Genomic DNA, 26946 nt, shown 5'->3' with positions numbered 1-26946 from the left:
TTCAAGCGATTAAGCGCTTGAACTGAATATTCCCTGATAGCTCAGTTGGTAGAGCACTCGACTGTTAATCGAGTTGTCACAGGTTCGAGTCCTGTTCGGGGAGCCATTTATGGAGAGGTGTCCGAGTTGGCCGAAGGAGCACGATTGGAAATCGTGTAGGCGTCACAAGCGTCTCGAGGGTTCGAATCCCTCTCTCTCCGCCATAATTTTTCTTTAAGGCCCGTTGGTCAAGTGGTTAAGACACCTCCCTTTCACGGAGGTAACAGGGGTTCGAGTCCCCTACGGGTCACCATTTTCACAAAATGCTTCTTGATTTGTTGCTTTGTGATCTGGTACAATAAGTCTTGTCTTTTCTTATGGAGGCTTAGCTCAGCTGGGAGAGCATCTGCCTTACAAGCAGAGGGTCGGGGGTTCGAACCCCTCAGCCTCCACCATACTTCACCCCAAAAAGTGAAGCAGAGTCTCTGAAACGTATATCGATTAGTTTTCGGGGATCCCATAAACAGAATAACTTTTTACTGACGCGGGGTGGAGCAGCCCGGTAGCTCGTCGGGCTCATAACCCGAAGGCCGCAGGTTCAAATCCTGCCCCCGCAACTTAATCCCCAAAAAGTGAAGCAGAGTCTCTGAAACGTATATCGATTAGTTTTCGGGGATCCCATAAACAGAATAACTTTTTACTGACGCGGGGTGGAGCAGCCCGGTAGCTCGTCGGGCTCATAACCCGAAGGCCGCAGGTTCAAATCCTGCCCCCGCAACTTAATCCCCAAAAAGTGAAGAAATGCTTTGCAGCGTATTCCGATTACTTTCCGGGGACCCCTGAACTACTTAGTGTGGAGCCGTGGTGTAGAGGCCTAACATGCCTGCCTGTCACGCAGGAGACCGCGGGTTCGAATCCCGTCGGCTCCGCCATTTAATCTCAAAGGTAAGGCTCGGTAGCTCAGTCGGTAGAGCAGAGGACTGAAAATCCTCGTGTCGGCGGTTCGATTCCGTCCCGAGCCACCATTGTAACAATTGATAATTGAAAAGCCGGTGTAGCTCAACTGGTAGAGCAACTGACTTGTAATCAGTAGGTTGGGGGTTCAAGTCCTCTCGCCGGCACCACATGGAGGCTTAGCGAAGTGGCCAAACGCAGCAGACTGTAAATCTGTTCTCTGACGAGTTCGGTGGTTCGAATCCATCAGCCTCCACCAGTTTTACCTATAGGGGCATAGTTTAAAGGTAGAACAAAGGTCTCCAAAACCTTTGGTGTGGGTTCAATTCCTGCTGCCCCTGCCACTTTTTAAAACAACAGTATATTCTTCTTATGGCGGTCGTGGCGAAGGGGTTAACGCACCGGATTGTGGCTCCGGCACTCGTGGGTTCAAGTCCCATCGATCGCCCCATTTTTTTTCAAAAACAAATATTGGGGATTAGCCAAGCGGTAAGGCAACGGACTTTGACTCCGTCATCCATAGGTTCGAATCCTATATCCCCAGCCATTTGTAAGCGGACGTGGCTCAGCGGTAGAGCATCGCCTTGCCAAGGCGAGGGTCGCGGGTTCGATTCCCGTCGTCCGCTCCATTTTTGTATTATGGCGCCATAGCCAAGTGGTAAGGCACAGCTCTGCAAAAGCTTTATCCCCAGTTCGAGTCTGGGTGGCGCCTCCATTCATGTTTTGCGGGAGTGGCGGAATCGGCAGACGCACAGGACTTAAAATCCTGCGATAGGTGACTATCGTACCAGTTCAAGTCTGGTCTTCCGCACTTTTGAACATTTGAATATGCCGGTGTGGCGGAATTGGCAGACGCGCGCGACTCAAAATCGTGAGGGAAACCGTGGGGGTTCGAGTCCCTTCACCGGCATTAAAATCAAGCAGATCCTTTAAATCACTTCATTGTGATTCAAGGGATCTGCTTTTTATTATCGGATGGCCGTTTCCGGTGTGACACCCTCGGGATATAGAAACTCGCCGGATTCCTGCCTAATAAACCTATCATGCCATAGCTGGGCTATGGTATCGGGGCTTTGCATACCTACCGAATCCGGTTTTAGAAACACGCCAAGGGAAAGATGGCCAACCATGATGCCTCGAGGCTCAAGCTCATGTTGCAGATTCAGAATGTAGCTGCGCAGCCCGGCCTTGGCGATGCTCGCCTCCGCCATTTGCGGATTGGGATAAATAGAGGACAACCCTGTCGTGAACAAAAGAGCTCCGCTTTTTTGCTCGAACATATCCGGAAGCACTTCCCGAACGCACTGAATTGCCGCAAGAACATGGCCGGTAAAAGCGTCCTGCACATGATCGGTAGTAACATCCAGTACATAGGCAGGGGGATGATGCCCGGCTGTAGGGCTGAATTCCAGCACGTGGATGGGGCCAAGCTTTTGGCGAATCCCTCTGAAGGTCCGGGCAAGTTGTGCCGAGTCATAAATGTCGCAGATGAACGGAGCTGCGCGAATTCCTTTTGCGGTTAATTCCTTCACCATACCGCTCAATCGGGCTCCATTTCGTGCTATCAACGCGATTTGAAAAGAATGACTTCCAAACTTATGGGCCAATGCCATGCCAAGCAGCGGTCCCGCTCCAATAATGACCATTGTTTTCATATTTATTCTCCTTGTTTACTGGCTTGATCGACCTGCCTATGATTATAATGAATGTTGATATGAAAGGAAGTACGCACAATTTTGTGCCTTGAGCGGGAGGGAGACCGTTGATGAACCCAGTTACCAAAGCAAATTGCCCTGTCATGCATGCATTCCAGCTTGTTCAGGGAAAATGGAAGCTACCTTTACTCTGGAATTTGGCCCAGGAAAGTGAGGGTATTCGTTATAATGAGTTGAAACGCAGACTTGACGGAATTACTAACATCATGCTGACTCGCATCCTGCGCGAACTGGAGGAACACGGAATAGTGGAACGAATTTCGTATCCTCAAATGCCTCCCTATGTAATATACCGATTAACAGAGTTAGGCGAGCCGCTGATTCCGGCCCTTTCAGCCATGAAAACGTGGGGGGAGCAGATAAAGCTCCATGATGCCCAAAAGGCTTGAGCTCTATATTTGCGTGAGCAACCGAGCTCTTGATTGGACATGCCAGGGAAACTGCTATGACAATACTTGTGTAGAGTCGTTCTTCTCTCATCTGAAGACAAACAATTATGAATGCTTCCAGAAAAAATTCGGCGACCTTGTCTCCGGTAGAATACCGGCAGCAGATCGCCGCTTAAATGCTTCTTTTTTCACTGTGTATTTGACGGGGCTATGACCAACTTGAAGTTGCCTTTTTGACAGATGCTTTCGGATTATGAACTAATAGTCTCGAGAATTATCTGCGACGCAGCCGTTTATCTTCAATTGCCGGGTTTTTCAAATAGGTATTGTCTGCTATGTTAAGATCGGTCCCAGGTGGAACGATTTCATCGATTCGATCGAGAGTATCTTCATTTAGTACCGTGTCTGCGCAAGCCAAAAGATTCTCGAGCTGCTCCGGTTTCCGCGGACCGATGATGACGGACGTTATAGCCGGATGTGACAGAACAAACGCAATTGCTAAGTGCGGGAGCGACATTCCCTTCTCTACGGCAAGCTCAGTGAGCTTCTCAACAGCTGCCATCTTCACTTGATTCTCCGGAACTGTGAGGTCGAATGCCTGTGTTTGCAGCGATGCCCGATTACCCGTTGTCGGGTCTGCTCTTCCAGACAACCAGCCGCTGCTCAGCGGTCCGTAGGACAAGACACCCATTCCATAGCGTTGCGCGGTGGGGAGTACAGCCGATTCATTAGTTCTATTAAGAATTGAGTATCTCGGCTGTTCCGTGAGGAAACGGTGATGTCCGCGTTTATCGGCAGCCCATTGCGCTTCGACAATCTGTTGCGCTGGAAAAGTGGAGGAGCCGATAGCTCGAATCTTACCTGAACGAATAAGATCGGAGAGGGCAGAGAGGGTCTCGTCAATGTCCGTATTCGGGTCTGGGCGATGCATTTGGTAGAGGTCAATATAGTCGGTATCGAGCCGTCGCAAGCTATCTTCAACTGCACGGATAACCCAACGCCGCGCTCCTCCGCTCAGATTGGGGTCTTGTCCCATTGGCAGACCAAACTTTGTTGCCAGTACCACTTTATCACGCTTTCCCTTAAGCGCTTTACCGACAATTTCCTCCGACTCGCCCTTGGAATATACGTCAGCGGTATCAATAAAATTGATACCGGCATCTATGGCCTTGTGAATCATGCGAACCGATTCGTTATGGTCACTGTTTCCCATTGCTCCGAACATCATTGTTCCAAGAGCGAACTCGCTAACCGACATGCCGGTTGCTCCAAGCGTTCTATATTTCATTTATTTATCCTCCTCGTTTTGCGTAATTGAAATCTTAGTGATTTCTCTCAATCCAATTATGAATCAGTCGAGGCGCGTTGAGGTAGATGAATCATTGCAAATGATTGCCTGATCCTCTCAATGGGTTTGTATTCCGCCGAGCACAGGGGATATAATATCCAAAAAGAAATAAGGGGTGAAAATCATGCCTAATCCAACTAATGACCGTGTTTCTCTGGCTCAATATCAGGCAGAATTGGCCCAACTTATTGAATATAATACAGGTAAAGACGGGGTTCACCAGACAGTAATTCCTTCACTTGCGATGATACGCAACTCGGTTAAGACGTTGCCATCGTTTTCTATCCATGAACCGACCATCTGCATCGTTGCCCAAGGCAGCAAAGAAGTCATACTGAGTAACGAAAGCTATATATACAGTCCCTCCAGCTATTTAGTCGTATCCGTAGTTCTACCGGTTTCTGCACATGTAATTCAGGCAACACCCGAATTTCCTTATCTATGCATCCAGTTGAAATTTGATTCGAAGGATGTTCTAGACTTAATAAGTGTTTCCAATCAATCGAAATCCGTGAAGGGGGGGACACAGCGAGCGTTGTTTGTAGAAAAGACGAGTCCTTCCCTTTTGGATGCCACAATTCGGATGATTCGATTATTGGATAGTCCCGAGGATATACCGGTACTTTCGCCGATGATAATGCGAGAAATTTTATATCGAATCTTAAGCGAAGGGCAGGGAGATGCTCTAAAGCTAATCGCTATGAGCGGCAGCGGCTTAAATCGAATCGCGAACGTCGTACAGCAGATTAAGCGGAATTACACGGCACCTTTGCGCATCGAGGAGCTCGCCTCGATCGCCAACATGGCTCCTTCTTCTTTGCACCGACACTTCAAAGAGGTGACTTCAATGTCTCCGCTTCAATATCAAAAACAATTGCAATTGCAGGAAGCGCGACGTATTTTATTGTCTGAATCTGTGGACGCTGCGGATGTCGCTTATCAAGTGGGCTATGAAAGTCCCTCCCAATTCAGCCGCGAGTACGCTCGCCTGTTCGGATTGCCCCCAATCAGCGATATCAGGAGATTGCGAAGCGAGTAAAATTTGTCCGTCCATGAGTTCTCTTCTGCAAGAGTGTATACGGGACAGTGGCCGCACTCCTGAATTGACACGATCTGAGGGAACTGCTACTGTATGACTATATCATTTTGATATATCCGAACGAAGGAAGAGTAGATAACCATGCCAAAGGAAAATACAACCGCCTATATCATACTCGGATTATTAAACCATGAAGAGCTGAGCGGATATGATATCAAAAAAAGAATCGACGTGATGATCAGCGCGTTTTGGGAAGTCGGGTACGGCCAAATTTATCCCACTTTGCGAAAAATGGAGTCGGATAAGTTGGTGGTTAAACGGACGAGCGAGGTGTCCAAAGGGCCCGAAAAGAATCTTTACTCCATTACGGAGAAAGGGCGGCAGACGCTGAGAGAATGGGTCACTGTACCGGAGCAAAAGGAGTACACCAAGTATGAGATCCTGCTGAAGCTGTTTTTTGGCAGTATGGTGCCCGAAGAAAGTAACATTGACCGGATCGCGGCATTTAAAGAAAGGCACGAGCGGAACCTTAAACAAATACATTTTTTTAAGGGCAATCTGGAGCCGATTTTAAATGAAGGTAAGGATCACCTTTATTTTTACCTAACCGTTCTGTTCGGCGAGCGGATTTATCAAGCATATCTGGAATGGGCGCAGGAAGCGATTCGTCTGCTTGAAGAACGCAAGCAGCCTGAAAGCTCGGAATAATCGATCGTTTTGCCTCGGTTAAACATACAAAGTGAAAAGCAGCGATCCTCTATCATGAGGGGCTGCTTTTTTTGTCCTATCTATAATATTTGAGGCTAGGGTCTCTTAAACGAGACTTGAATCGCTTTTTTATGACAACCGTCCACGCATTGGCAGCATAAGATGCATTCCGTGATAGCCATGCGGTTCGCGTTAACCATGCCGGAAACATCCAGACTCATAGGACAATTTTTCGTGCAAGTGCCGCAGCTTACGCATTTCGACGGTTCCGCTTGCAAACGAAGAGAGGGGTAACCGAGTTTATTCTTGATTAGAGTTCCCATAACCATAAACGGGGCCATCCAGCAAATCGAATGGCACATTGCACGGCGTCCTACCAGCAGTGCGAGAATCAGAATCAAACCCACGATCATGAAATACATCATGACCCCGGGAACTCCGGAAGCGGAAATGCCGTGATCGGTCATATAAAAAAATTGGACCGAACGCATGCCCCCAGCTGTCACAAAAGCCGCTATGATCGTTATTATCCACGGAGCCCAGATTACGTATTTGATCCAATCGATTTTTTTTCGGCGAATTTTTTTGTCCACGATTTGCGCGCAGCTCTCCTGCAAACCTCCCGCCGGACACAGCCACCCGCAAAAAGCTCTCCCGAAAAACAGGGAAAAAGCAAACAACGAAGCGAACACGATAAAGCTGCCCGTTGCGATTCCGGCAAATCCCCCTTGCAGAATCAGATAAGGCGAAAAATAGAACAAGGTAACCGGGAAGAAGAGGAAGGAGAAGAACAACAGCAGTTTTCGAACCTTTTGCCTTTTCATAAACATGTTCCTTTCGTGTTGGTCCTGGGATAAGCCAAAACCAAAATGAATGAGTAAACTATATCATCATGATATAGAGACGTCAATCGAAAAGATCACACCTATGACGATACCGGCGGCGCATAACAAAAAAACCAGAAGCTTCCCAATCAGGGAAAACTCCTGGCTTTAGCGTACGTTTCTTTAGATTCCGGTTAGCAAGATCTGGCGTATCTGCTGCTGGTGAAGGCGCTCGCCCAAAGCGACAATCAAAGCATCCGCGGTGAGCAGCAAGTCGGGTCCGGGATTGATGTGTTTGGAATGATTTTTTTCGATGACGGCGATAATCGTGGCGCCGGAACGCTGACGGATCCGGAGGTCGCCGATCGTTTTGCCGATTGCTTTGTAATTCGCTTCAAGTCTGTACTGTTCGATGAAGAGATCGCCCAAAGCAACCTCAATGTTATCGAGCGCCGTTGGTTTATAAGTAACCCCTCCGATAATGGCCGATACGTATTTTGCTTCATCTTCGTCAAGCCTGATGATCGAGGAGATATCTTCAGATTGGTCCCCGCCCGAACTGGAAATTTCACGGCGGCCGTCGTCATAAATCGTAATGTTCAAATGCTCTCCGCTTCGGGTTTCGATTTCGAATTTTTTGCCGATCCCCGGCAGATCGGTTTCGTTAAGATTCATATTTTATAGCCTCCATTATTCGAGCGAAAGTGTAAATCAAAACATCTTTCTATAATCCATTATATCGCAAATGGGCCGTTCGTTTCAGAAATACCGTAAAAAGATGTAGGCGCTTGAGATGACGATCGACAATAGCATTAACGGAAATCCGTATTTAAGAAAACGCAGAAAGGAGATCGACTCGCCTTCTTTGGCCGACATCCCGGCGGCGATCAAGTTGGCGCTTGCGCCGATCAACGAACCGTTTCCGCCGAGACATGCGCCAAGCGCAAGACTCCACCACAGCGGTTCAAGGTTGCCGATCCCCATGCCGCCCATATCCTGGATCAAGGGAATCATGGTGGCGACAAACGGAATATTGTCGAGAAAAGAAGAGGCAAAAGCGCTGAGCCACAGGATCAGCATGGAGGCCGAAAGCGAATCACCACCGGTCAAATCTACCGCCCATTCCGCCAGCTTGCCGATCGTGCCGGTCTCGATCAATCCGCCTACCAGAACGAACAAACCGACAAAAAAGAAAATAGTTGGCCATTCTACCGACCGGAAGGCTCTTTCCATCACATGCTCTCCGGTAAGGAGAAGCAGCAGAAAAGCGCCGGCTAACGCTACGGTCGCCGATTCCAGATGCAGGCTTTGATGCAGAAAGAAACCGAGCAGGGTGATCCCCATCGCAATCAGGCATTTTATCAGCAGGATTCGGTTCGTGATCAGGCCGTTAAGGCTGGCGCTGATCAACTTTTCCCGATTTTCTGGAGCCGTTTGTAACTGTTTGCGGAATATGAAGACGAGAATCGGCAAGGTAACGGCCAGAATCAGAACGGCAACAGGCGCCAGATGCCGCAAAAAGGCTCCAAAGGTTAACTCTTCAACTGCGCTGCCGATCATAATGTTAGGAGGGTCGCCGATCAATGTGGCCGTACCTCCGATATTGGAAGCAACAATGAGCGAGAAGATGTATGGAAACGAGCGAACCTTGAGCTGCCGGGTAATGCTGAATGCCACCGGAACCATCAGGATTATCGTCGTGACATTATCCAGAAAAGCGGAGCCCACGGCCGTAATCAGCGCCAGCAGCCAAAGAATCATGACGGGATTGCCTTTTGCCTTTTTGGCGGTCCATATCCCGATATAATTGAACAGTCCCGTCTCCGCCGTCGTGTTCACGATGATCATCATGCCGATTAGCAGCCCTATGGTATTGAAATCGATGTGATGAATAGCCGTATCCTGATCGATGATTCCACACGCGATCATCAGGATGCCGCCCGCCATGGCGAGAAGCGTACGATGAATCTTCTCCGTAATAATAAGTGCGTACGTCAGCAAAAAGATGCCGATCGCCCAAATAGCTTGTTGTTCCATAATTACCCCTCCCAGATGTTTATGACGGACGGATGGTGTTTATCATGCCATGGAGGGGCCGAATTATGCCGAAAATCTCTGAAAAAAGGCAAAAAGAGCCCGCAACATGGCAGGCTCCTCCGATAACTGTCATTTTCAATTGTTTACTCTTTCATGATTCATTATATGATCGCTCATGAGAAAAGTAAAGAGACCGGGAAATGTAATGGGAAAAAGCCGTCTGCCCCAAGGCTGAGCGCGTCCTCGACTTTGGTCTAGGTTCAAAAACCGTCCACGGTCCGTTTTGAAAAGCTCGGTTTCCACCTAGAATAAAGACATAAGGTTGAACAATATGAGAGGCGGTGAAAAAAACAATGAGAACAAAACGACCGAATGGTTTTGCTGTAATCCTGATTGCCTTGGGCGCATTGATATTGCTCGGCAAGCTTCCTCAAATCTTCGGGTTTCTGACTCCGGTATTGGGCAATATATTCGGACTGGTGATCGCGATCCTAATGATCGCTTTAGGCTATTACGGCATCCGCCGGGGCAACGCGTTTTTCGGATGGATCGTGCTCTTCATCGGGATCCTGACTCTGATCTCCAAGTTAGCCTGGTTGATCGTTCCGGTACTCGGCATCGGATTAATCGTCTACGGTATCTCCTCGCTTAGAGGAAAACGGGGTTACTGATCGCATAAATATCATAAATGGATGAATGACCATAAGGTTAGGAAGGATGGGGTTTCATGAGTGTATTTCGTCGGGTACGGGATATTACGGTGGCAACTTTAAACGAACGGCTGGAGCAATCTCAAGATCCTGTAAAGCTGATCGATCAGTTTCTGATCGAAACGCGTCAGGAAATAGCCGAAGCCGAAAAGCTGCATCACCAATATTCCGGTCACACCAAGCAGTTAAAGCAGCAAGTAGACCAAGCGCGGGTTATGCGGGACAAACGTGAAGAACAAGCGCTGCTGGCCCTGAAAGCAGGGGAAGAACATCTTGCGAAGCTCGCGCTCCAAGAGAAGATGCTGTATGAAGAGAAAGTCGATCAGTATTCCGATTTGTTCACCCAAAGCCTTGAATCGCTTCAGGAGCTTGAGAATCAGCTCAATGAACTCAAGACCGAATATCAAGTCGTTTATAGCAAGCGCCAATATTACTACGCAAGAATGGAGACGCTCCGTTTGCAGCAGCGCATGAATCAGCGGATGAGCGGTTACGGCACGCCGGATGTGCCCAAAATGTTCAACCGCTTGGAAGATCGGGTTTCCGATATGGAATGGGAAGCGCGCAGCCTTCGCGAACTGCGGAAAACGGGCCAGGATTTTGTGAATCAAGCCGGGTCCGTGATCCAATCCACACTGGAACAGGAGCTCTCCCGCTTGAAGCAGAAGCTGAATAACCAGGGAGGGGAGTAAGCTCATGGAAAGAATATACCGTTCCAGAAGGGACCGATGGATTAGCGGCCTCATCGGCGGGCTGGGAGAATATTTCGGCATCAGCACCACCGCCCTGCGGGTATTGGCTCTAATCAGCATTCCATTCACCGGAGGAACGACCATTTTCATCTACTTCATCGCGGCATTGGTCATTTCGAAAGAACCTTATCCGCCACAGGATCCGTTTTTTGAAGGCGGATGGCAAGGCGGCGGTTTCCATAAATCGTATGGCGCCAAACAGCGCAGCTATTACGATGATCCGCGTTATAATGCGCGCCCGCCGTACGGAAACAATACTTACGGAACACAGCCGCCGCAATACGGCGGAGCATCGACAAACAAGTTTGGGGCCGGTGAAGCTTCGAATTTGGATTCCATGATGGAAGATATCGAAAAGAAAGCCATGAAAAAAGAATTGGAAGAGCTGCGAAAGAAGCTCTCGAACTATGAGAAGGGAGAAGTGTAAACAATGGGAGTATTCAAAAGAATTAAAGATATCACTAAAGCGTCTGTCAACGATGTGCTTGATAAGGTGGAAGATCCGATCGTCATGCTGAACCAATATCTGCGCGATATGGAGGCCGAAATTCGCGACGCGGAAGTCACGGTAGCGAAGCAAATGGCGAACGAACGCAGAATGAAACAGCGCTTGGAGGAAGCAATCCGCATTTCCGCGCAACGTGAGGCGCAAGCCGAGATCGCCCTGAAAAACGGGCAAGAAGAAGTAGCCCGCAAAATGCTGGAAGAAAAAATTCATTTCGATCAAAAACAAACCGAGTTCAGCGAATTGCATGCCCAATCGGAAACGCAAGCCAACGAACTGAAACAGCAATTGCATGAAATGAAAGATGAATTCTACAAGCTGCGCAACAAACGCAACGAACTGGTAAGCCGCGCTCAAATGGCCAAAGCCAGAAAGCAAATGTCGCAAATCAGCAGCTTGCACACGATCGAAAGCGGCAATGCTTCGCTTGGATTCCACCGCATGGAAGAAAAAATCATGCAGTTGGAAGCCGAAGCTGAAGTTGCCGGCGTTGTATACCGCGGAACTTCGAATTCCTCCTATATCAGCCCGGAAGATGCCGAGAAACAGTTGAAAGTGGACGCTCAGCTTGAAGCGCTGAAATCCAAGCTGAATTCTTCTCCGTCACGTGAAGAAGCCGCCGAATAACGCTACACGTAAGGTTAACATTATGGTATTCTAGATGTTGGTGAAGCCATGCGGTATGGAGTCCATGCCGTTATGGCTTTTCCGATTTCTTTTGAACCTGAGGGAGGTGCGGCATGGATAGACGGAAAAGGTTCTTGGCCATGGTTCTGATTGGAATTGGCGTATTGATGATTTTCGGGAAATGGCTGAGTTTTTTCACCATTGTCGCCCTCATTTTAATCATTTTCGGCGTCTTCCAAATTCGCCGGGGCGAACAGGTCAAGACCGGTTATATCCTGCTTGCGGTCGGCGGCGGATTGTTCCTGCTGGATCATTTCATGCTCGTTGTCGCCGTTCTGATGATCTCTTTGGGATTTTATTATGCCAAGATCAAAAAGACGCAACCTGAAGGCAACTTCGTGCAAAAGCAAAACATTTCCTCCAGCGTCCATTGGGACCGGGATCCCTGGAATTTGCGCAATACAAGCATGTGGCATGTGCTTGGAGAACTCGACATCGATATGTCGCTGGCAATCGTAGAAGGGCAGAATAATATTCTGATGTTCCAAGGCATCGTCGGTGACGTCGATCTTATCGTGGCTGAGGATTACGGGGTTGAAATCGAAGCGTTCGTCTTGTTTGGACAAATAGATTTCGGCCAAGACAAAGAAACGGGGATGTTGAACCGGCTGCATTGGAAGTCGCCGAATTACGAAACCCGCGAACAAAAAGTGAAAATTATGATTTCCTACCTTGTAGGAGACGTTGATATACGTTTAACTTAAGACAGGAGGAACATCCCGCATGAAAAATAGAAAGCCGGTTAATATGGTATCCCGCAGCATGCGCGGAGGACTTCTCCTGTCTATCATCATTATGGCCGCTACTTTTTACGTGCTTTATACATACGGTTATTTTAAGCCGCAGATCTCATGGCGCACAGGCATTCGGGCCGGCGTTTCCATGTGCATGCTGCTTCTGGTGCTTGGAGGAGGTTACGGTTTCGTTCAGGCATACCGGTCCAAGAGAAAAATAGACGATCTTCGGGAAGCGCTGCTGCAATGGGAAAAAGGCAACCAGACCGGCACGGTCCCGAAGCTTGGCGAAGATGAGCTTGGACGGCTTGCCGAGCAGATGGAGCGGATCGGCAAACGTTGGGAGGAGCAGGTGTCTTCTCTGCAGCGCCTCTCTACCCATAACGCCCAGCTTGCGGAGCAGGCGCGGGTCTCGGCCATTGTCGAGGAGCGGCAGCGGCTCGCGCGCGAGCTTCACGACGCGGTATCCCAGCAGTTGTTCGCGATATCGATGACTGCCACGGCTGTAGGGCGGACGCTGGAGAAGGATTTTGACAAAGCGCAGCGCCAGGTCGAACTGATTGAGGAAATGGCTTCCGTAGCGCAGTCGGAAATGCGGGCGCTGCTGCTGCATTTGCGGCCGGTTTATTTGGAGGGCAAGGAATTGTCACAAGGCTTGTTCGATTTGGTTAGAGAGCTCAAAATGAAGGTTCCGATGGATCTGACGCTTGAGATGGATGAGGAGCTAAAGCTTGGGAAAGGGATCGAAAACCATTTGTTTCGAATTATCCAGGAGGCGATGTCCAATACGCTGCGCCACGCCAAAGCCGACAAAATGGAGATTCGGATTCACCGCCGGGCCGACGTCGTCAAGGTTACTTTGCGCGATAATGGAGTCGGCTTTCAAATGGACGACAAGAAGCAGGCCTCTTACGGTCTGTCGACCATGCAGGAGCGAGTGCGGGAAATCGGCGGATCCATTCAAATCATTACCGCTCCCGGCAAGGGGACTCGGATTGAAATTACTGTACCCATATTGAATGAGGAAAGCGGGGGAAACGAAATCCATGGAGATGGACCAGGAGATTAAAGTGCTGCTTGTGGATGACCATGAAATGGTAAGAATCGGCCTAGCTGCGGTGCTCGGTACCGAAGAAGGAATTGAAGTTGTCGGGGAAGCGAGCAGCGGAGAAGAAGGCATCCGGCTGGCGCAGGAGTACAAACCCGATGTTGTGCTAATGGATCTCGTGATGGAAGGCATGGACGGTATCGAAGCGACTCGGCAGCTTCTGGCATTGTACCCGGAGTGCAAGGTCATCGTGCTAACGAGCTACTTGGACGACGAGAAAATGTATCCCGTGATTGAAGCGGGCGCATTCAGTTATCTTTTGAAAACCTCCCGCGCCTCGGAAATTGCCGAAGCGATTCGGGCGGCTGCCCGCGGGCAATCCGTTCTTGAATCGCAGGTGGCCTCCAAAATGATGAACCGTTTCCGTCAGCCAAAGGCAGAAGCTCCGGCTCATGAAGAGCTCACCGAGCGGGAAATGGATGTGCTGCGGCTGTTGGCCCAGGGCAAATCGAATCAGGATATTGCCGACGATCTGATCATCGGCATTAAAACCGTTAAATTCCACGTGACGAATATTTTGGCTAAGCTCGGTGTGGAAGATCGCACCCAGGCGGCTATTTACGCATATAAAAACGGTTTGGCGGAATAGAGTTCTTCTTCAGTGGATTAAACGTTCGGAGTTGTCTCCGGACGTTTTTTTATTTTCTATCTAAAAAGAGAAGTATATTTTGAGGACTGCGGGGCATCCTGTTTCATAGATTAGTAGATTAGGTTGGAGGCGAAACGGATGCTGGTGCGAAAATTGTGGGGATATGGTCTTATCATTCTCGTATGTGCTGGGCTTTTGCTAGGTTTGGAGCATGCGAAAAGCGAGGGACAGCAAGCCGACGATACACTGCAATCCGCGGATGCCCAACTGGCCAAGCTGCTGCCGATCGGTGAACAATTAACGGAGGGACCGCTGCACACTACGGTGAAGTGGCAGGGAATTTGGAACACGCTGCTTGCTGCGGAAGAAGCCGCGGGAGTTCTTTCGTCACGGCTGGGATTATCGCAGCCCATAAAAGGTGAAGTTCAGGATCATACGGTTTTCAACGCGACAGGGGAAAGCGATGGAATAAAGTCCAGCCTTGCGGTAACCGCTCAAGAAAAGGGGCAATTTTACGTGGTGCTTCGCCTTGAAGGAATATCCACGGATGCGCTGTCTCATTTGGCCGAACTCCAGAAGCAGAGCGGTGAATCGTTGGCGGATGAGGGCGTTCAAATTCAATGGAACTTGGCGCTGCAAGGGACGGCGGCCGATAAGCTTGAACAAGGTCTGGGGAGCGACGGGGAAATCGCCGATGCGGCACCCGCGGATCAACTGCTGGAGATGGAGCGGCAGCTTCGGGATGTATTAACCTTGAAGCGAGTGGAAGGATATGAAGACGGCACGACGGTCAGCCGAAGCTATTCGGTAGCCGAACTTACGATCTCGGTGCTCAGCGGCAGCCATCCGGTTTCGCTGCAGATGGCCGTGCATCGCAACGCGGAAACGGGGGAGGGGGAGGTATCCATCGGATCCCCGCTCCTCACCGTCGAGTACTAGAGGTCGTTCAAAAAACGGCTTTTGATCACGAAGGAGTTCAGGGAAGCAAACTCGCGTCGAATCTTGGATTCAACCGGGCCTTCCGCTGCTCACGTAGATTCCCTACGCTCCGCTGCTCAGTCCCTAGTTTCATCCAACCTTCTCGGTGCTGAAAAGCCGATTTTTGAACCTGATTGAAGAGGTCGTTCAAAAAACGGCTTCTGATCACGAAGCAGATCGGGAAAGCAGACTCGGTGTCGAATCTTGGATTTAACCGGGCCTTCCGCTGCTCACGTAGGATCCCCCTACGCTCCGCTGCTCAGTCCCTAGTTTCATCCAACCTTCTCGGTGCTGAAAAGCCGTTTTTTGAACTTGATTGAAGAGGTCGTTCAAAAAACGGCTTTTGATCACGGAGCAGCTTCGGGGGAAGTGGACTCGGCGTCGAATCTTGACAGAGACGTTTTCATTGTTTTCATGAAAATCAAATAAATATTAGATGAAGTTTCTGAAAGTATGACTTTTTTTGATATGAATGTGATGGCATCCTGGTTACGATTATGCTAAAATGGCATCACATCCCGTGATGCCATGTAAGGTTATGGGCTTGATGGGGGAATATATAAATATACACTAAATTGCTATAGAAAGAATGAGGAGCCATGGCTGATATTCAAAATTTGGAATCACTGCAGACCCCTGGAGCAGTATTTTTTATTTTTGGCGCTACCGGAGATTTGGCACGCCGCAAGCTCTTCCCCGCTATTTATTCACTATACCGCGAAGGCAAGCTGGCCGAGGATTTTGCAGTTATCGGCGTTGCGCGACGGCCGCGAACGCCGGAGGAATTCCGGGACGACATTTTCCGCTCTATCGCGGAATTTTGTCGCTATAAAGTGGAGGATACCGCGGAGTGGGATCGGTTTGTGCAGCATTTTGCTTATAAATCGCTGGATATTAACAATGTTGACGGTTATCGCGAACTTCGGGAATTGACCGAATCAATCGAAGGGCGCTTTGGAATTCCGGGTAATCGTCTGTTTTATTTGGCGCTGGCTCCGGAGCTTTTCGGCAGCGTTTCGTTCAATCTGCAAAAAGGCGGCATGCTGAGCAGCGGCGGATGGCATCGTCTGGTTATCGAGAAACCGTTTGGTTATGACCTGCTTTCGGCAGAGCGGCTAAACGAAGAGCTGAACCAAGTGTTCAAAGAAGAAGAGATTTACCGGATCGACCATTATCTCGGCAAAGAGATGGTGCAGAATATTGAGATCATCCGGTTTGCGAATGCGTTTTTTGAGCCGCTTTGGAACAACAAGCATATCGCCAATATCCAAATCACGCTGAGCGAAACGGTCGGTGTCGAAGAACGCGGCGGATATTATGATCATGCGGGCGCGCTCCGCGACATGGGACAAAACCACATGCTCCAGATGCTCACGATGATTGCCATGGAACCGCCTAGCCGCTTGTTCCCGGAAGATATCCGGGACGAGAAGGTGAAGGTGCTCCGTTCCTTGCGGCCGTTCGAATCGGAGCAGGACATAAAGGCCCGCGTGGTGCGCGGCCAATATACCGCAGGTGAAAGCAAAGGCAAGCCATTGGCCGGATACCGTCAGGAAGAAAAGGTGGATCCGAATTCGAATACGGAAACCTATTTTGCAGCCAAAGTGCTTGTCGATAACTTCCGCTGGGCGGGAGTTCCGTTCTATATCCGGACCGGAAAGCGGCTGCCGGTAAAAACGACGGAGGTCGTGGTCGAGTTCAAGCAAATGCCGACGAATGTTTACCTCGGACAAAAGCATACGCTGGAACCGAACCTGCTCGTCATCCGCGTCAATCCGATGGAAGGCATTTACGTGAAAATCAATGCCAAGAAACCGGGCTCCGAATCCCAAATTGAACCGCTGGCGATGGAATTTTGCCAAAGCTGTCTCGTAGGGATCAACTCGCCGGAGGCTTACGAACGTTTAATTCACGACGCGGCTCAAGGCGACTCGACCTACTTCACCCGTTGGGACGAAGTGGCTACCGCTTGGGCGTTTGTCGACCGGATTGCTGCCGACTGGGCGCAAAATCCGTCCGACATCAGCTTGTATCCTGCGGGTTCTTGGGGACCTCAGGAAGCGGATGAGCTGCTGGCTCAAGACGGCTTCCATTGGTGGCCGGTAAACGGACAGGAAGAAGACAACGTCGTTTGGACGGTGTCCGAAGGATAAACTAGGCTATTTGGAACCTTGGGCGATGAAGCACGAATAGAATAGTATTGGCGAAAACACCTTATGTCGTTTGGCGTGAGGTGTTTTTGCGTATGGAGAGTCAAAATATGTTACAATATAGTACGTGACTTTGTGGAACGAGAGGAAAGTGAGAATGAGCAAAGCATTGGAAGAAGCGCTGCAGCGGGAAGTGGACAAACGCCGGACGTTTGCGATCATCTCCCACCCGGATGCGGGGAAAACGACATTAACGGAAAAATTGCTGCTGTTTGGCGGAGCCATCCGTGAAGCGGGTTCGGTAAAAGCCCGTAAAGCCAGCAAACACGCGACCAGCGACTGGATGGAGATCGAGAAGCAGCGGGGGATTTCCGTGACTTCCTCCGTCATGCAGTTTGACTATAAAGGACATCGGATCAATATTTTGGATACCCCGGGTCACCAGGATTTCAGTGAGGATACTTACCGTACGTTAACCGCGGCTGACAGCGCCGTGATGCTGATCGACGTGGCCAAAGGGGTCGAAGCGCAGACGATCAAGCTGTTCCAGGTGTGCGCCAAACGGGGAATCCCGATTTTTACGTTCATCAACAAGCTGGACCGCGAAGGCCGGAGTCCGTTTGATTTGATGGAGGAAATCGAGCAGGTGCTAGGCATTCGCTCCGTTCCGATGAACTGGCCGATCGGTTCCGGACGCGAGCTGTCCGGGGTGTATGACCGGATGAAGAACCAAGTGGAGCTGTTCCAGGGAAATGACCATTCGACGATTCAGGTGACCAAGGTTGATGATTATCATGACCCGGTCATCCGCGAAATGGCGGGAGATTTTCTGCACGATCAGCTGTGCCAGGATCTGGAGCTGCTTGACGTGGCGGGCGATCCGTTCGATTTTGAAAAAGTGTTGCGCGGGGAATTGACGCCGCTCTTTTTTGGCAGCGCGGTTAATAATTTCGGCGTGCAGACTTTCCTGGAGAATTTCCTGCAATTGGCTCCGAAGCCGGAGCCGCGCCGCAGCACGGTTGGCGTGGTCGAGCCGACGAACGAGAAGTTTTCGGGTTATATTTTCAAAATTCAGGCCAATATGAATCCCGCGCATCGCGACCGGGTAGCTTTTTTACGGATCGTCTCGGGTAAATTCGAACGCGGGATGTCGGTCAAACATGTCCGGGCGGGCAAAGAGATCAAACTGTCTCAGCCGCAGCAGTTTTTGGCGCAGGACCGCGATATCGTCAACGAAGCTTACCCCGGGGACATTGTCGGGTTGTTTGATCCGGGCATTTTCCGGATTGGAGATTCGCTGAGCCAAGGCAGCGAAATCGTATTTGACGAGCTGCCAACGTTCTCCCCGGAAATTTTCGCTAAGGTCAGCGTGAAGAACGCTCTGAAGCACAAACAGTATCAAAAAGGTGTCGATCAGTTGACCGAAGAAGGGACGATTCAGGTCTTTACGACGGTTGGATTCGAGGATACGATTCTCGGCGTGGTCGGGCAGCTGCAATTCGAGGTGTTCGAATACCGGATGAAGGGCGAATATGGCGTTGACGTGCAGCTTCAGCGCATGCCGTTCCAATTTGCCCGCTGGATCGTGGCCGATAAGATCGACCCGTCCAAATTCCGTATCAACTCCACATTGGTGAAGGATAAAAAAGGCAACTACGTGGTCCTGTTCGAGAACGAATACGCGATGCGGACGGCGATGGAGAAAAATCCGGACGCCAAATTCCTGGAGACGGCGCCGTAAGCGGCGAGTTTGTAGGAGTTAATTATAAGCCAACAGCAAAACAAGCCTTCTTGCTGCCGGATAGCCCGGTCAAGAAGGCTTGTTTCATGATGAGCGGGCCGCCTATTTTAACGGCTTCAAATCCAACGCGTCGATCTGATGCTTGAGTACGGACAGCAGCTCGTTTTGCTTGTTCTGGTCGATGTTTTTCCAAATGACCTCAAAAACGACGCCAAGTCCCGGCAACGCTGCTTCCTCTGCGTCGATGGAACCCTCGATCATCTCCCGCAGCCCGTTTTCGTCTTTCCCATTGACTTTGTACAGCACAGCTTGACGCAAATCCAACAGAATGCCTGGCATTGGAGCATCCCTCCTTGAAATAGTAATTGCCTGAAGCTTAATGTTCCCGATGGGCCGGGGGAAAATTCAAGTTTGACCGCGACTATGGTATACTAATCGAATGAAATATGTTTCGGGTGGTGAAACAATATGGCACAAGCAGCCAAAAAACAGTTTGCCGTTATCGGCATGGGCCGTTTTGGAGTCAGCGTAGCGACCGCGCTTAGCAATATGGGATTTAATGTTCTGGCAATCGACTCCGACGAGCATGCCATACAGGCCGTATCCAATATCGTCACGCACGCCGTCTCGGCGGATTCAACCGATGAAGATGCGCTGCGGGCGCTGGGCGTCCGCAATTTCGACGTGGTCGTCGTCGCCATCGGCGAAGACATTCAAGCGAGCATACTAACGACGCTGATTCTCAAGGATTTCGGCGGCCCGCTGATTGTCGTCAAAGCTCAAAACGAGCTGCATGGGAAGGTGCTGCAAAAAATCGGCGCGGACAAGGTCATTTATCCGGAAAGAGACATGGGGCTGCGGGTTGCCCACCATTTGACTTCTCCGAATATTTTGGATTATATCGAACTGTCCGAGGAATACAGCATCGTTGAGCTTCGCGTGTCTTCGTCCATGGTTGGCAAAAACCTCAAAGAGCTTGATATTCGGGCTCGCTTTGGCTGCAATGTCATGGCGATCAAAAACGGCGGTAAAATGAACATTTCTCCTGCCGCGACGGACCGTTTATCGGAAGACGATGTTCTCGTCATCGTTGGCGAGAAATCCGATTTAACCAAGCTGGAGCTGTCGTATTCGTAATCGGCGGAAAATGTGGAATATAGAACCTGAGCAGAAGGATGAACGAATTCATGCAAATCTTGTCTCCGCAGAATCCCCGGGTAAAGGAATGGGCGGGGCTGCTTGAGAAAAAAAACCGGGACCGGCAGCAAAAGTTTCTGATTGAGGGCATTCATTTGGTGAAAGAAGCCCTTCAGTCGCGGGCCGATTTGGAATGCGTCTGCTACGAGGCAGAGGGCGGCATTCCGGCGGAGCTGGCCGCAGCCGCTTCGGCCGGCCTCGAAGTGGAATGGATCGGCGTGTCCGCCGCCGTCATCGCCAAATGCAGCGATACGAAAACGCCGCAGCCGGTCTTTGCGGTAGCCCGCAAAGGCGGCGCGTCGGCGCAGCCGCTGCTTGACGCCGAGCGCAGCCTGGTTGTGGTCCTGGACGGCGTGCAGGACCCGGGCAATGTCGGCACGATCATCCGCAGCGCCGACGCGGTTGGGGCCGACGGCGTGATCGTGGGCGCCGGCTGCGCCGATGTTTATGGCCCCAAGGTCATCCGTTCGACCATGGGCTCGCTGTTTCATTTGCCGGTCGTGCACGGCGACCTGGCGCAGATTTTGCCGCAGGCGAAAGCACGCGGCATCCGGTTGGCCGGCACCAGCCTGCAGGCGGCGGCGAACTGCTATGCCTACGACTTTACCGGCCCGGTCTGGCTGCTGTTTGGCAGCGAGGGCGGGGGCCTTAGCGCCGAGGTCCGCGGCTTGATGGACGACGGCCTGCTCATCCCGATGCGCGGCCAGGCCGAATCGCTGAACGTGGCGATGGCCGCTTCCGTGCTGCTGTATGAGGCGATGCGGCAGCGGTATTTTTAAAGAATGGAAACAATCTTTTCTTGTGTAAGTTATAACGTAAATTGAAACTACATTTTTATTAATGGCTTCAGTCAGTTAAGCAGGTGAAGCGGGGGATGCAGAAAAATATCCGCTATGCGGGCGGTGCCTCGTCAACTCAAAATAGACTTTTAATACCACTTTTCACGATGGAACCACACTAGCCAACCATGGAACTACACTAGCTAGCTGGAAATTCTCCTGCTAATTGACCCCTTATTGAATCCTGTCCCACGGATAGCAGAGTGCCAGCCGAAGACTCGCATGTTGTCTCTGTGCCCAAGGAATTGAAAACCCTTGTTTAAAAGGGGAAAAACAGGGGAATTGACAAATTCGTTCATAGCAGCGGGAGCTTTTCCGTTTATTGATCGCAAATAAGTGGCTTCGAGCTCCAGATAGGAGTTCTCCTGTATAATTGTTTTACAAGCGATTCAACCATATATTTAAAAATATAGACTGGAGCCTGGCACGGGTCACTTCCGGAGACGCTCCAGTCTTTTTTTGTGAATATCATGATTTTCAGGCATCGAGAGGACAGGTTGAGTTGAACGAGAAAGAAGACTTTTTTACACGAAAAAAGAGGGAACTTGGAGTCGAACTCAATGAGGTTCAAAAGCAGGCGGTGCTGCAAACGGAGGGTCCGCTGCTGCTGCTCGCTTCGCCGGGATCGGGGAAAACGACGACCCTTATCATGCGCATTGGCTATCTCATCGAGGAAAAGGGCATCAATCCGGCCCGCATCAAAGCGGTGACGTTCAGCCGCGCTTCGGCGTCGGATATGAAGGAGCGCTTCAAGCGCTTTTTCCCTGAGCTGCGGCCCGTCGACTTTTCGACGATTCACAGCCTCGCTTTTGAGCTGGTTCAAACATACTTACGCAAGAACGGAACCGCATACCGGATTATTGAAGGCGATCCTGATCTGAAGGAGCACGAGACTGTAGACCCGGACCACCCGCCGCTGCACAAAAAACTCATTTTGCGCCATTTGTTCAAGTCGATGATGGACGAGAACATCACCGAAGATCAGATGGATGAATTGACCACTTATATCAGCTATATCAAGAATAAAAGAATACCGCCGGAGCGATGGGCGCTGGTCAAAACGGATGTCCCGCAGGCGGAGCGGATTCTTCAAGCTTACGAGGAATTCAAGCGCGCTTGGGACGAGAGATTGCTGCTCATCGATTATGACGACATGCTGACCATCGCCGCGGAAGCGCTGGAGAAGGACCATGGACTGCGGCAAAAATATCAGGAGCGGTTTGACTATATTTTGACGGATGAAAGCCAGGATACCTCTCTGGTTCAGCACGCCATTGTCGAAAGGCTGGGAGAAAGACACCGGAATTTGTGCGTCGTCGCGGATGACGATCAGTCGATTTACAGCTGGCGAGGCGCGGAGCCTGCCTATTTGCTGAATTTTCGGCACACCTATCCAAATGCCGCCACCTTGTTTATGGAGCGGAACTACCGATCCTCCCGGGACATCGTGCAGGCGGCGGACTCGTTTATCAAGCAAAACCGGCATCGGTACGACAAAAACATGTTTACGGAGAATCCGGCCCGGGAACCGGTTCAAATTCGCGTTTTTCCCGACTACAAAAACCAGGTGAAATATTTGGCGCAGGAAATCCAAAATTCCGGCAACCTTTCGGAAGTGGCGGTGTTGTATCGCAACCATTCTTCTTCCATCACTCTGATGAACGAGTTTGACCGCAGCGGAATCCCGTTTTATATGAAGGACGCCGACAACCGCTTTTTCTCCCATTGGGTGGTGGAAGATATCCTGAATTTCATGCGGATGACCTTTACGGATAAACGGCCGGAGCTGCTGGAGAAAATCCACCTTAAATTCAACGGATACATCAGCAAGCAGCAAATGGCCGCCCTTAAGTCGATTGAAAATAACGAGTCGGTGTTTGATAATCTGCTGAATCACGTTCCGCTTAAGGAATATCAAATCAAACCTCTGCAGGCCGCAAAAGAAACCTTCGGGCAGATGAGCGGCATGCCTCCTTTGCATGCGATCCGTGTCATTCGAACCCGGCTGGGGTATGAGAAAGCGCTGGAAAAAACGTGCGAGCGCCTTGGATTTCGCAAGGAGTACTTGATAGGAATCTTGAATACGCTGGAGGAAATTGCGGACACGCTGGAAACGATGGAGGATTTCGCGAACCGACTGAAGCATCTGGCCGCAGCGCTAAAAACCTCCAAAAGAAACAAAGGACAAAACGCCGTAACTTTGTCGACCTTTCACAGTGCCAAGGGTCTGGAGTTCGAACGGGTCTTCATGATCGACCTCATTCAAGGGATTATTCCCTCCGCGGAAGATGAAAAGGGAGAAGAGGGGGATGCCCGTCCCGAACTGCTTGAGGAAGCGGTGCGGCTATTTTACGTTGGTATGACAAGAGCCAAACATCACTTGGAGCTTCTTACTTATCGGCAGCGGGACGGGGAAAAAACCGAAGAATCCCGGTTTATCGGTGATATCCGGAGACTTGTGCATCCCAAGGAAGCCGAATCCGTTCAGATTTCCGGATCCGCCCACTCGCTGCAGGTCCAGACATTCCCGGTCAAACCTTCCGCTTTGCATAGCATTTCGGCGGAGGCGCGTTATAACCCTAACGCGATCCGTGACCGCTCCGAGTTCACTCTGGGCAAAAACGTATCGCACCGCGTATTTGGAATCGGGGCGATCGCGGACATCACCGCCGAAAGGATCGTAATCCGCTTTGGCGAGGAGGAGAAGGCGCTGTCGATAGCGACCTGCCTCGAAATGGGGCTGCTAGAGCTCGCTTGATTCTTCGGCTTGGGTTTGGCGATAATCTCTGGGCGATAGCCCTTTCGTTTTTTTGAATATTTTGGAGAACAACAACGGGTCCTCATATCCCACCGATCGGGCGATGTCGCCGATTGCCAGCAGCGGATTCGGCATGAGCCCGCAGGCTTTGTTCATCCGGTAGTCGATGAGGTAATCCTGAATGCTGGCGCCGGTGCGCTCCTTGAAAATGGAGCAGAGATAGCTGCGGTCAAGTCCGACAAAGTCGGCAATTTGCGATATCGTGATTTTATTCGCGTAGTTCGTTTCAATGAAGCTTACAACTTTTTGCGTATATAGATCGCGGCGATTAGCTTTTGTATCGTCTCCATGAATATGTGGATTCGCCTCGATCATATGGGACAGCAGCCCATAAAGCAAAGCAATCAGTTTCAGCTCGCGGCCATGCGCCATTGTTCGGGAATCCCCCATCTGCCGGATCCCGTCCAGCACCACCTTCGGGTCGATCGATTCATGGATCGGAGTTTCGTGGGAGAGTCCGGCCTGCCTCAAGTAAGTTTCCGCCATGATCCCCTGAAATCCTACCCAGCAATAATGCCACGGATCTTGTTCATCCGCCTGATAATACGTTACGGCTCCCGGAGTGATCAGAAAGGCTTGTCCCGAACGCAGCGGGTAAGACTTGCCTCCCGATTCGAACGTCCCCTGCCCTCGGAAAATGAAATGAATCAGATAATGGTCCCGAACGGCAGGCCCGTATTCGTGAAGGGGCGAGCAGTACTCGATCCCGAATTGGCTGATCTGCATTTCCCGGTAAGGCGCGGGGTTGGCAAAAAATTCATTCATGATATTCCTCCGTTTTTGGATGGCTAGCATAAAGCTATATTGAACATTCGTTATAAAGCTAAGTTAACATACTCATCTATCATTATGCCATATTTAAGTAGGGATGTTCCATTTACCGCCGCGACTTGGGAAAGTAAGATGAAGGCAAATACACATAATACTCTTAGCGCAGCGTTTGAAAGGAGCATGTTTATTCCATGACTATCCGCGTTTATGAAGATCAAGGTATTTTCCATTTGCAAGCCAAAGATTCAAGTTATATTATTCAAATTGTGAACGGCTATCCGGCACATGCCTATTGGGGCAAAAAAATCAGCTTCGAGGATCATCCGGAAAGCTACATCAACTTGGCGGGCAGAATATCTCTCGAACATCTGCCTCAGGAATATCCGCAATACGGCACAGGCGATTTTCGCAGTCCGGCGTACCAAACAAGACTTGAGGACGGGAGCCGAATTACCGAGCTCACATATCGGGGGTATCGGATCATCAAAGGCAAACCGCAGCTTGAAGGGCTACCGGGCGTATATGCGGAGAACGAAGCGGAAGCGGAAACGCTTGAATTGGAACTGCGGGACGACTACTCGGGGCTGGCGGTTAAATTAAGCTACAGTGTGTTTGATCGATTCGACGCCGTAGCCAGATCTGTCCGTTTTGAAAATCAAGGCTCACAGTCTCTCACGCTGCTTCGCGCGCTCAGCGCCAGTGTGGATTTGCCGCAAGCCGGGTACGACGCGTTGTATCTCGCCGGCGCCTGGGGACGGGAAACTCACATTCAGCGCCGGCCGCTTGGCCCCGGCGGGACAACGATCGAAAGCCGCAGAGGGGCGAGCGGGCATCCGCTGAATCCGTTTATCGCTGTAGCCGCAAAAGGAACGGATGAGGATCAAGGCGAGGTTTACGGCTTCAGCTTGGTCTATAGCGGAAACTTCCTCGCTACCGCCGAGGTGGATCCATATAAAACCACACGTGTCTCGATCGGGCTGAATCCGTTTGATTTTGCATGGGTGCTTGATCAAGGACAAACCTTCCAAACGCCGGAAACGGTCATGGTTTATTCTGCGCAGGGATTCGGCGCGATGTCGCGAACGTATCACCGGCTATATCGCACCCGGCTATGCCGCGGCGCTCACCGGGATCTGGAACGTCCGATTCTCGTCAACAATTGGGAAGCGACATACTTTGACTTCGATGCGGATAAAATCGAAGCAATCGCCAAATCGGGTGCGGAGCTTGGCATTGAACTGCTGGTGCTGGACGACGGCTGGTTTGGCAAAAGGGACAACGACAGATCCTCGCTTGGAGACTGGACGCCCGATTTCCGCAAACTGCCCGGCGGAATTACCGATCTGGCCAATCGGGTCAATGCCCATGGCTTGAAATTCGGTCTATGGGTGGAGCCGGAAATGATTTCCCCGGACAGCGATTTGTATCGCGAGCATCCGGATTGGTGCATTCACGTGGATGGGCGCCGCAGAACCGAAGCCAGATGGCAGCTTGTCCTCGACTATTCCAGGGCGGAAGTGCGCGATTATATCTTTGATAAGTTGAGCGGCGTTTTCGAAAGCGCTCCGATCTCCTATATCAAATGGGATATGAACCGCAATTTGACGGAAATCGGCTCCGCGGCGGCGCCGGCAGGGCGCCAGTCGGAGACCGCGCACCGGCATATCCTGGGGCTCTATGAGCTTCTTGAACGCTTTATCCATCGGTTCCCGCACATTTTGTTCGAAAGCTGCGCCAGCGGCGGGGGACGTTTTGATCCGGGAATGCTGTATTATATGCCGCAGACTTGGACCAGTGATGATACAGATGCGGTTGAACGCCTCAAGATTCAATACGGCACAAGCATGGTGTACCCGGTCAGCACGATGGGATCGCATGTTTCCGCAATACCGAATCACCAGGTTGGCCGTATGACGCCGCTGAAAACCAGAGGCGACGTTGCGATGTCGGGCAATTTCGGTTACGAGCTGGATTTAACCCGCTTTACCGATGAGGAGAAAGAGCTTGTCAAATTGCAGGTTCAGCAGTACAAAGAAAACCGTTTGCTCGTGCAGAAGGGCGACTTTTACCGGCTAATGAGTCCGTTTGAGGGCCAGGAGGCCGCGTGGATGTTCGTTTCGGAGGATCTGAGCGAGGCGCTTGTGTTCTACAGCAAGGTGCTGGCTGAGACAAATGTCGCAGATCTTACGTTGAAGCTCAAGGGTCTGGACCCGAACCGGTCGTACCGGATCGAAGGAGCGGATACGGTTCTGACGGGAGACCGATTCATGAATCTTGGCTGGACAGTCCCGACGCAAAAAGGTGATTATGCCAGCTTACTAGTAAAACTTGTTGCGGTGAAATAAGGATATTTGTGTCCGTGAGCCAGCCGCAA

General features: G+C 50.6%; 24 protein-coding genes, 17 tRNA genes and 1 pseudogene. 35 read left to right on the top strand and 7 right to left on the bottom strand.

Annotation, left to right across the window (positions count from 1 at the left end):
• Window positions 1-30: 30 nt before the first annotated feature.
• The 17 genes from ACI48K_RS12185 (at window position 31) to ACI48K_RS12105 (ending at window position 1843) form a co-directional block, all read left to right on the top strand.
• A tRNA-Asn gene (locus ACI48K_RS12185) sits at window positions 31-106 on the top strand.
• A 5-nt stretch (window positions 107-111) separates the two neighbouring features.
• Window positions 112-203, top strand: a tRNA-Ser gene (locus tag ACI48K_RS12180).
• A 14-nt stretch (window positions 204-217) separates the two neighbouring features.
• Window positions 218-292: transfer RNA gene (locus tag ACI48K_RS12175), tRNA-Glu, on the top strand.
• Between the two features lie 66 nt (window positions 293-358).
• Window positions 359-434, top strand: a tRNA-Val gene (locus ACI48K_RS12170).
• Between the two features lie 88 nt (window positions 435-522).
• Window positions 523-596, top strand: a tRNA-Met gene (locus ACI48K_RS12165).
• 87 nt (window positions 597-683) lie between these two features.
• A tRNA-Met gene (locus tag ACI48K_RS12160) sits at window positions 684-757 on the top strand.
• A 77-nt stretch (window positions 758-834) separates the two neighbouring features.
• A tRNA-Asp gene (locus ACI48K_RS12155) sits at window positions 835-911 on the top strand.
• 17 nt (window positions 912-928) lie between these two features.
• Window positions 929-1004: transfer RNA gene (locus ACI48K_RS12150), tRNA-Phe, on the top strand.
• Between the two features lie 23 nt (window positions 1005-1027).
• Window positions 1028-1103, top strand: a tRNA-Thr gene (locus tag ACI48K_RS12145).
• A gap of 3 nt (window positions 1104-1106) precedes the next feature.
• Window positions 1107-1192: transfer RNA gene (locus ACI48K_RS12140), tRNA-Tyr, on the top strand.
• Between the two features lie 11 nt (window positions 1193-1203).
• Window positions 1204-1277, top strand: a tRNA-Trp gene (locus ACI48K_RS12135).
• Between the two features lie 31 nt (window positions 1278-1308).
• Window positions 1309-1384, top strand: a tRNA-His gene (locus ACI48K_RS12130).
• Window positions 1385-1405: 21 nt separating this feature from the next.
• Window positions 1406-1480: transfer RNA gene (locus ACI48K_RS12125), tRNA-Gln, on the top strand.
• A 7-nt stretch (window positions 1481-1487) separates the two neighbouring features.
• Window positions 1488-1562: transfer RNA gene (locus ACI48K_RS12120), tRNA-Gly, on the top strand.
• A 12-nt stretch (window positions 1563-1574) separates the two neighbouring features.
• Window positions 1575-1648, top strand: a tRNA-Cys gene (locus tag ACI48K_RS12115).
• A gap of 10 nt (window positions 1649-1658) precedes the next feature.
• Window positions 1659-1744: transfer RNA gene (locus tag ACI48K_RS12110), tRNA-Leu, on the top strand.
• Between the two features lie 19 nt (window positions 1745-1763).
• Window positions 1764-1843 (top strand) — tRNA-Leu (locus tag ACI48K_RS12105).
• A 58-nt stretch (window positions 1844-1901) separates the two neighbouring features.
• Here ACI48K_RS12105 and ACI48K_RS12100 read toward each other — a convergent pair.
• A complete protein-coding gene (locus ACI48K_RS12100; protein ID WP_475027862.1) occupies window positions 1902-2588 on the bottom strand; it encodes an SDR family NAD(P)-dependent oxidoreductase in 687 nt (228 codons plus the stop codon).
• A gap of 110 nt (window positions 2589-2698) precedes the next feature.
• Between ACI48K_RS12100 and ACI48K_RS12095 the strand changes: the two genes are divergently transcribed.
• Together ACI48K_RS12095 and ACI48K_RS12090 are read left to right on the top strand one after the other, a co-directional pair.
• Window positions 2699-3037 (top strand): winged helix-turn-helix transcriptional regulator, encoded by a 339-nt coding sequence (locus ACI48K_RS12095; protein WP_475027861.1) that lies wholly within the window; start codon window positions 2699-2701, stop codon window positions 3035-3037.
• Between the two features lie 43 nt (window positions 3038-3080).
• Window positions 3081-3213: pseudogene (locus ACI48K_RS12090) on the top strand (IS3-like element ISBth8 family transposase); the annotation flags it as partial.
• Between the two features lie 98 nt (window positions 3214-3311).
• Here ACI48K_RS12090 and ACI48K_RS12085 read toward each other — a convergent pair.
• Complete coding sequence (locus ACI48K_RS12085; RefSeq protein ID WP_475027860.1) at window positions 3312-4325, bottom strand: aldo/keto reductase; 1014 nt, start codon at window positions 4323-4325, stop codon at window positions 3312-3314.
• 184 nt (window positions 4326-4509) lie between these two features.
• Here ACI48K_RS12085 and ACI48K_RS12080 point away from each other — a divergent pair, with 184 nt between their 5' ends.
• Together ACI48K_RS12080 and ACI48K_RS12075 are read left to right on the top strand one after the other, a co-directional pair.
• On the top strand, window positions 4510-5424 hold the full coding sequence (locus ACI48K_RS12080) for an AraC family transcriptional regulator (RefSeq protein ID WP_475027859.1): 915 nt from the start codon (window positions 4510-4512) through the stop codon (window positions 5422-5424).
• Between the two features lie 141 nt (window positions 5425-5565).
• The gene (locus ACI48K_RS12075; RefSeq protein WP_475027858.1) at window positions 5566-6132 is read left to right on the top strand and encodes a PadR family transcriptional regulator; all 567 of its coding nucleotides are present in this window, start codon (window positions 5566-5568) and stop codon (window positions 6130-6132) included.
• 95 nt (window positions 6133-6227) lie between these two features.
• On the opposite strand, the gene ACI48K_RS12070 is transcribed toward ACI48K_RS12075, so the two are convergent.
• The 3 genes from ACI48K_RS12070 to ACI48K_RS12060 all read right to left on the bottom strand — a co-directional run bounded on the left by ACI48K_RS12070 (window position 6228) and on the right by ACI48K_RS12060 (window position 8993).
• Window positions 6228-6956 (bottom strand): 4Fe-4S binding protein, encoded by a 729-nt coding sequence (locus ACI48K_RS12070; RefSeq protein ID WP_475027857.1) that lies wholly within the window; start codon window positions 6954-6956, stop codon window positions 6228-6230.
• Window positions 6957-7139: 183 nt separating this feature from the next.
• Window positions 7140-7631 (bottom strand): cation:proton antiporter regulatory subunit, encoded by a 492-nt coding sequence (locus tag ACI48K_RS12065; protein WP_475027856.1) that lies wholly within the window; start codon window positions 7629-7631, stop codon window positions 7140-7142.
• Between the two features lie 84 nt (window positions 7632-7715).
• On the bottom strand, window positions 7716-8993 hold the full coding sequence (locus ACI48K_RS12060; RefSeq protein ID WP_475027855.1) for an ArsB/NhaD family transporter: 1278 nt from the start codon (window positions 8991-8993) through the stop codon (window positions 7716-7718).
• Between the two features lie 353 nt (window positions 8994-9346).
• Between ACI48K_RS12060 and ACI48K_RS12055 the strand changes: the two genes are divergently transcribed.
• The 10 genes from ACI48K_RS12055 (at window position 9347) to ACI48K_RS12010 (ending at window position 18947) form a co-directional block, all read left to right on the top strand.
• Window positions 9347-9664 carry a hypothetical protein gene (locus ACI48K_RS12055; RefSeq protein ID WP_475027854.1) on the top strand — a complete coding sequence of 106 codons (318 nt, stop codon included), beginning with the start codon at window positions 9347-9349 and terminating at the stop codon, window positions 9662-9664.
• Window positions 9665-9720: 56 nt separating this feature from the next.
• Entirely contained in the window at window positions 9721-10395 is a 675-nt protein-coding gene (locus ACI48K_RS12050; RefSeq protein ID WP_475027853.1) for a PspA/IM30 family protein, read from the top strand.
• Window positions 10396-10399: 4 nt separating this feature from the next.
• Window positions 10400-10882 (top strand): PspC domain-containing protein, encoded by a 483-nt coding sequence (locus ACI48K_RS12045; protein ID WP_475027852.1) that lies wholly within the window; start codon window positions 10400-10402, stop codon window positions 10880-10882.
• Between the two features lie 3 nt (window positions 10883-10885).
• Entirely contained in the window at window positions 10886-11587 is a 702-nt protein-coding gene (locus ACI48K_RS12040; protein ID WP_475027851.1) for a PspA/IM30 family protein, read from the top strand.
• Window positions 11588-11700: 113 nt separating this feature from the next.
• Window positions 11701-12351 (top strand): cell wall-active antibiotics response protein LiaF, encoded by a 651-nt coding sequence (gene liaF / locus ACI48K_RS12035; protein WP_475027850.1) that lies wholly within the window; start codon window positions 11701-11703, stop codon window positions 12349-12351.
• 19 nt (window positions 12352-12370) lie between these two features.
• Window positions 12371-13450, top strand: coding sequence for a sensor histidine kinase (locus ACI48K_RS12030; RefSeq protein ID WP_475027849.1), 1080 nt, complete (start codon window positions 12371-12373; stop codon window positions 13448-13450).
• Entirely contained in the window at window positions 13434-14078 is a 645-nt protein-coding gene (locus ACI48K_RS12025; protein ID WP_475027865.1) for a response regulator transcription factor, read from the top strand. Before ACI48K_RS12030 ends, ACI48K_RS12025 begins: the two co-directional genes overlap by 17 nt.
• Before the next feature lie 138 nt (window positions 14079-14216).
• Complete coding sequence (locus ACI48K_RS12020) at window positions 14217-15017, top strand: YwmB family TATA-box binding protein (RefSeq protein WP_475027848.1); 801 nt, start codon at window positions 14217-14219, stop codon at window positions 15015-15017.
• Between the two features lie 638 nt (window positions 15018-15655).
• Window positions 15656-17209, top strand: a complete 1554-nt coding sequence (gene zwf, locus ACI48K_RS12015; RefSeq protein WP_475027847.1) for a glucose-6-phosphate dehydrogenase — start codon at window positions 15656-15658, stop codon at window positions 17207-17209.
• Window positions 17210-17363: 154 nt separating this feature from the next.
• Window positions 17364-18947 (top strand): peptide chain release factor 3, encoded by a 1584-nt coding sequence (locus ACI48K_RS12010; protein ID WP_475027846.1) that lies wholly within the window; start codon window positions 17364-17366, stop codon window positions 18945-18947.
• A 102-nt stretch (window positions 18948-19049) separates the two neighbouring features.
• Here the strand turns inward: ACI48K_RS12010 and sspI are convergent, their stop codons facing one another.
• On the bottom strand, window positions 19050-19286 hold the full coding sequence (gene sspI / locus ACI48K_RS12005) for a small acid-soluble spore protein SspI (RefSeq protein WP_475027845.1): 237 nt from the start codon (window positions 19284-19286) through the stop codon (window positions 19050-19052).
• A 129-nt stretch (window positions 19287-19415) separates the two neighbouring features.
• Between sspI and ACI48K_RS12000 the strand changes: the two genes are divergently transcribed.
• The 3 genes from ACI48K_RS12000 to ACI48K_RS11990 all read left to right on the top strand — a co-directional run bounded on the left by ACI48K_RS12000 (window position 19416) and on the right by ACI48K_RS11990 (window position 23741).
• On the top strand, window positions 19416-20084 hold the full coding sequence (locus ACI48K_RS12000; protein WP_475027844.1) for a potassium channel family protein: 669 nt from the start codon (window positions 19416-19418) through the stop codon (window positions 20082-20084).
• Window positions 20085-20134: 50 nt separating this feature from the next.
• Window positions 20135-20923 (top strand): TrmH family RNA methyltransferase, encoded by a 789-nt coding sequence (locus ACI48K_RS11995; RefSeq protein ID WP_475027843.1) that lies wholly within the window; start codon window positions 20135-20137, stop codon window positions 20921-20923.
• 562 nt (window positions 20924-21485) lie between these two features.
• Window positions 21486-23741 carry an ATP-dependent helicase gene (locus ACI48K_RS11990; RefSeq protein ID WP_475027842.1) on the top strand — a complete coding sequence of 752 codons (2256 nt, stop codon included), beginning with the start codon at window positions 21486-21488 and terminating at the stop codon, window positions 23739-23741.
• On the opposite strand, the gene ACI48K_RS11985 is transcribed toward ACI48K_RS11990, so the two are convergent.
• Window positions 23727-24566, bottom strand: a complete 840-nt coding sequence (locus ACI48K_RS11985; RefSeq protein ID WP_475027841.1) for an AraC family ligand binding domain-containing protein — start codon at window positions 24564-24566, stop codon at window positions 23727-23729. The two genes, ACI48K_RS11990 and ACI48K_RS11985, sit on opposite strands and share 15 nt — an antisense overlap.
• Window positions 24567-24763: 197 nt before the next feature.
• On the opposite strand from ACI48K_RS11985, the gene ACI48K_RS11980 reads away from it, so the two are divergent.
• Window positions 24764-26917 (top strand): alpha-galactosidase, encoded by a 2154-nt coding sequence (locus tag ACI48K_RS11980; RefSeq protein WP_475027840.1) that lies wholly within the window; start codon window positions 24764-24766, stop codon window positions 26915-26917.
• Window positions 26918-26946 lie beyond the last annotated feature (29 nt).

It is taken from the genome of Paenibacillus terrisolis, assembly GCF_056171975.1.
The sequence above is the reverse complement of the archived record's forward strand: the minus strand, read 5'-3'. Positions and strand labels throughout refer to the sequence as shown.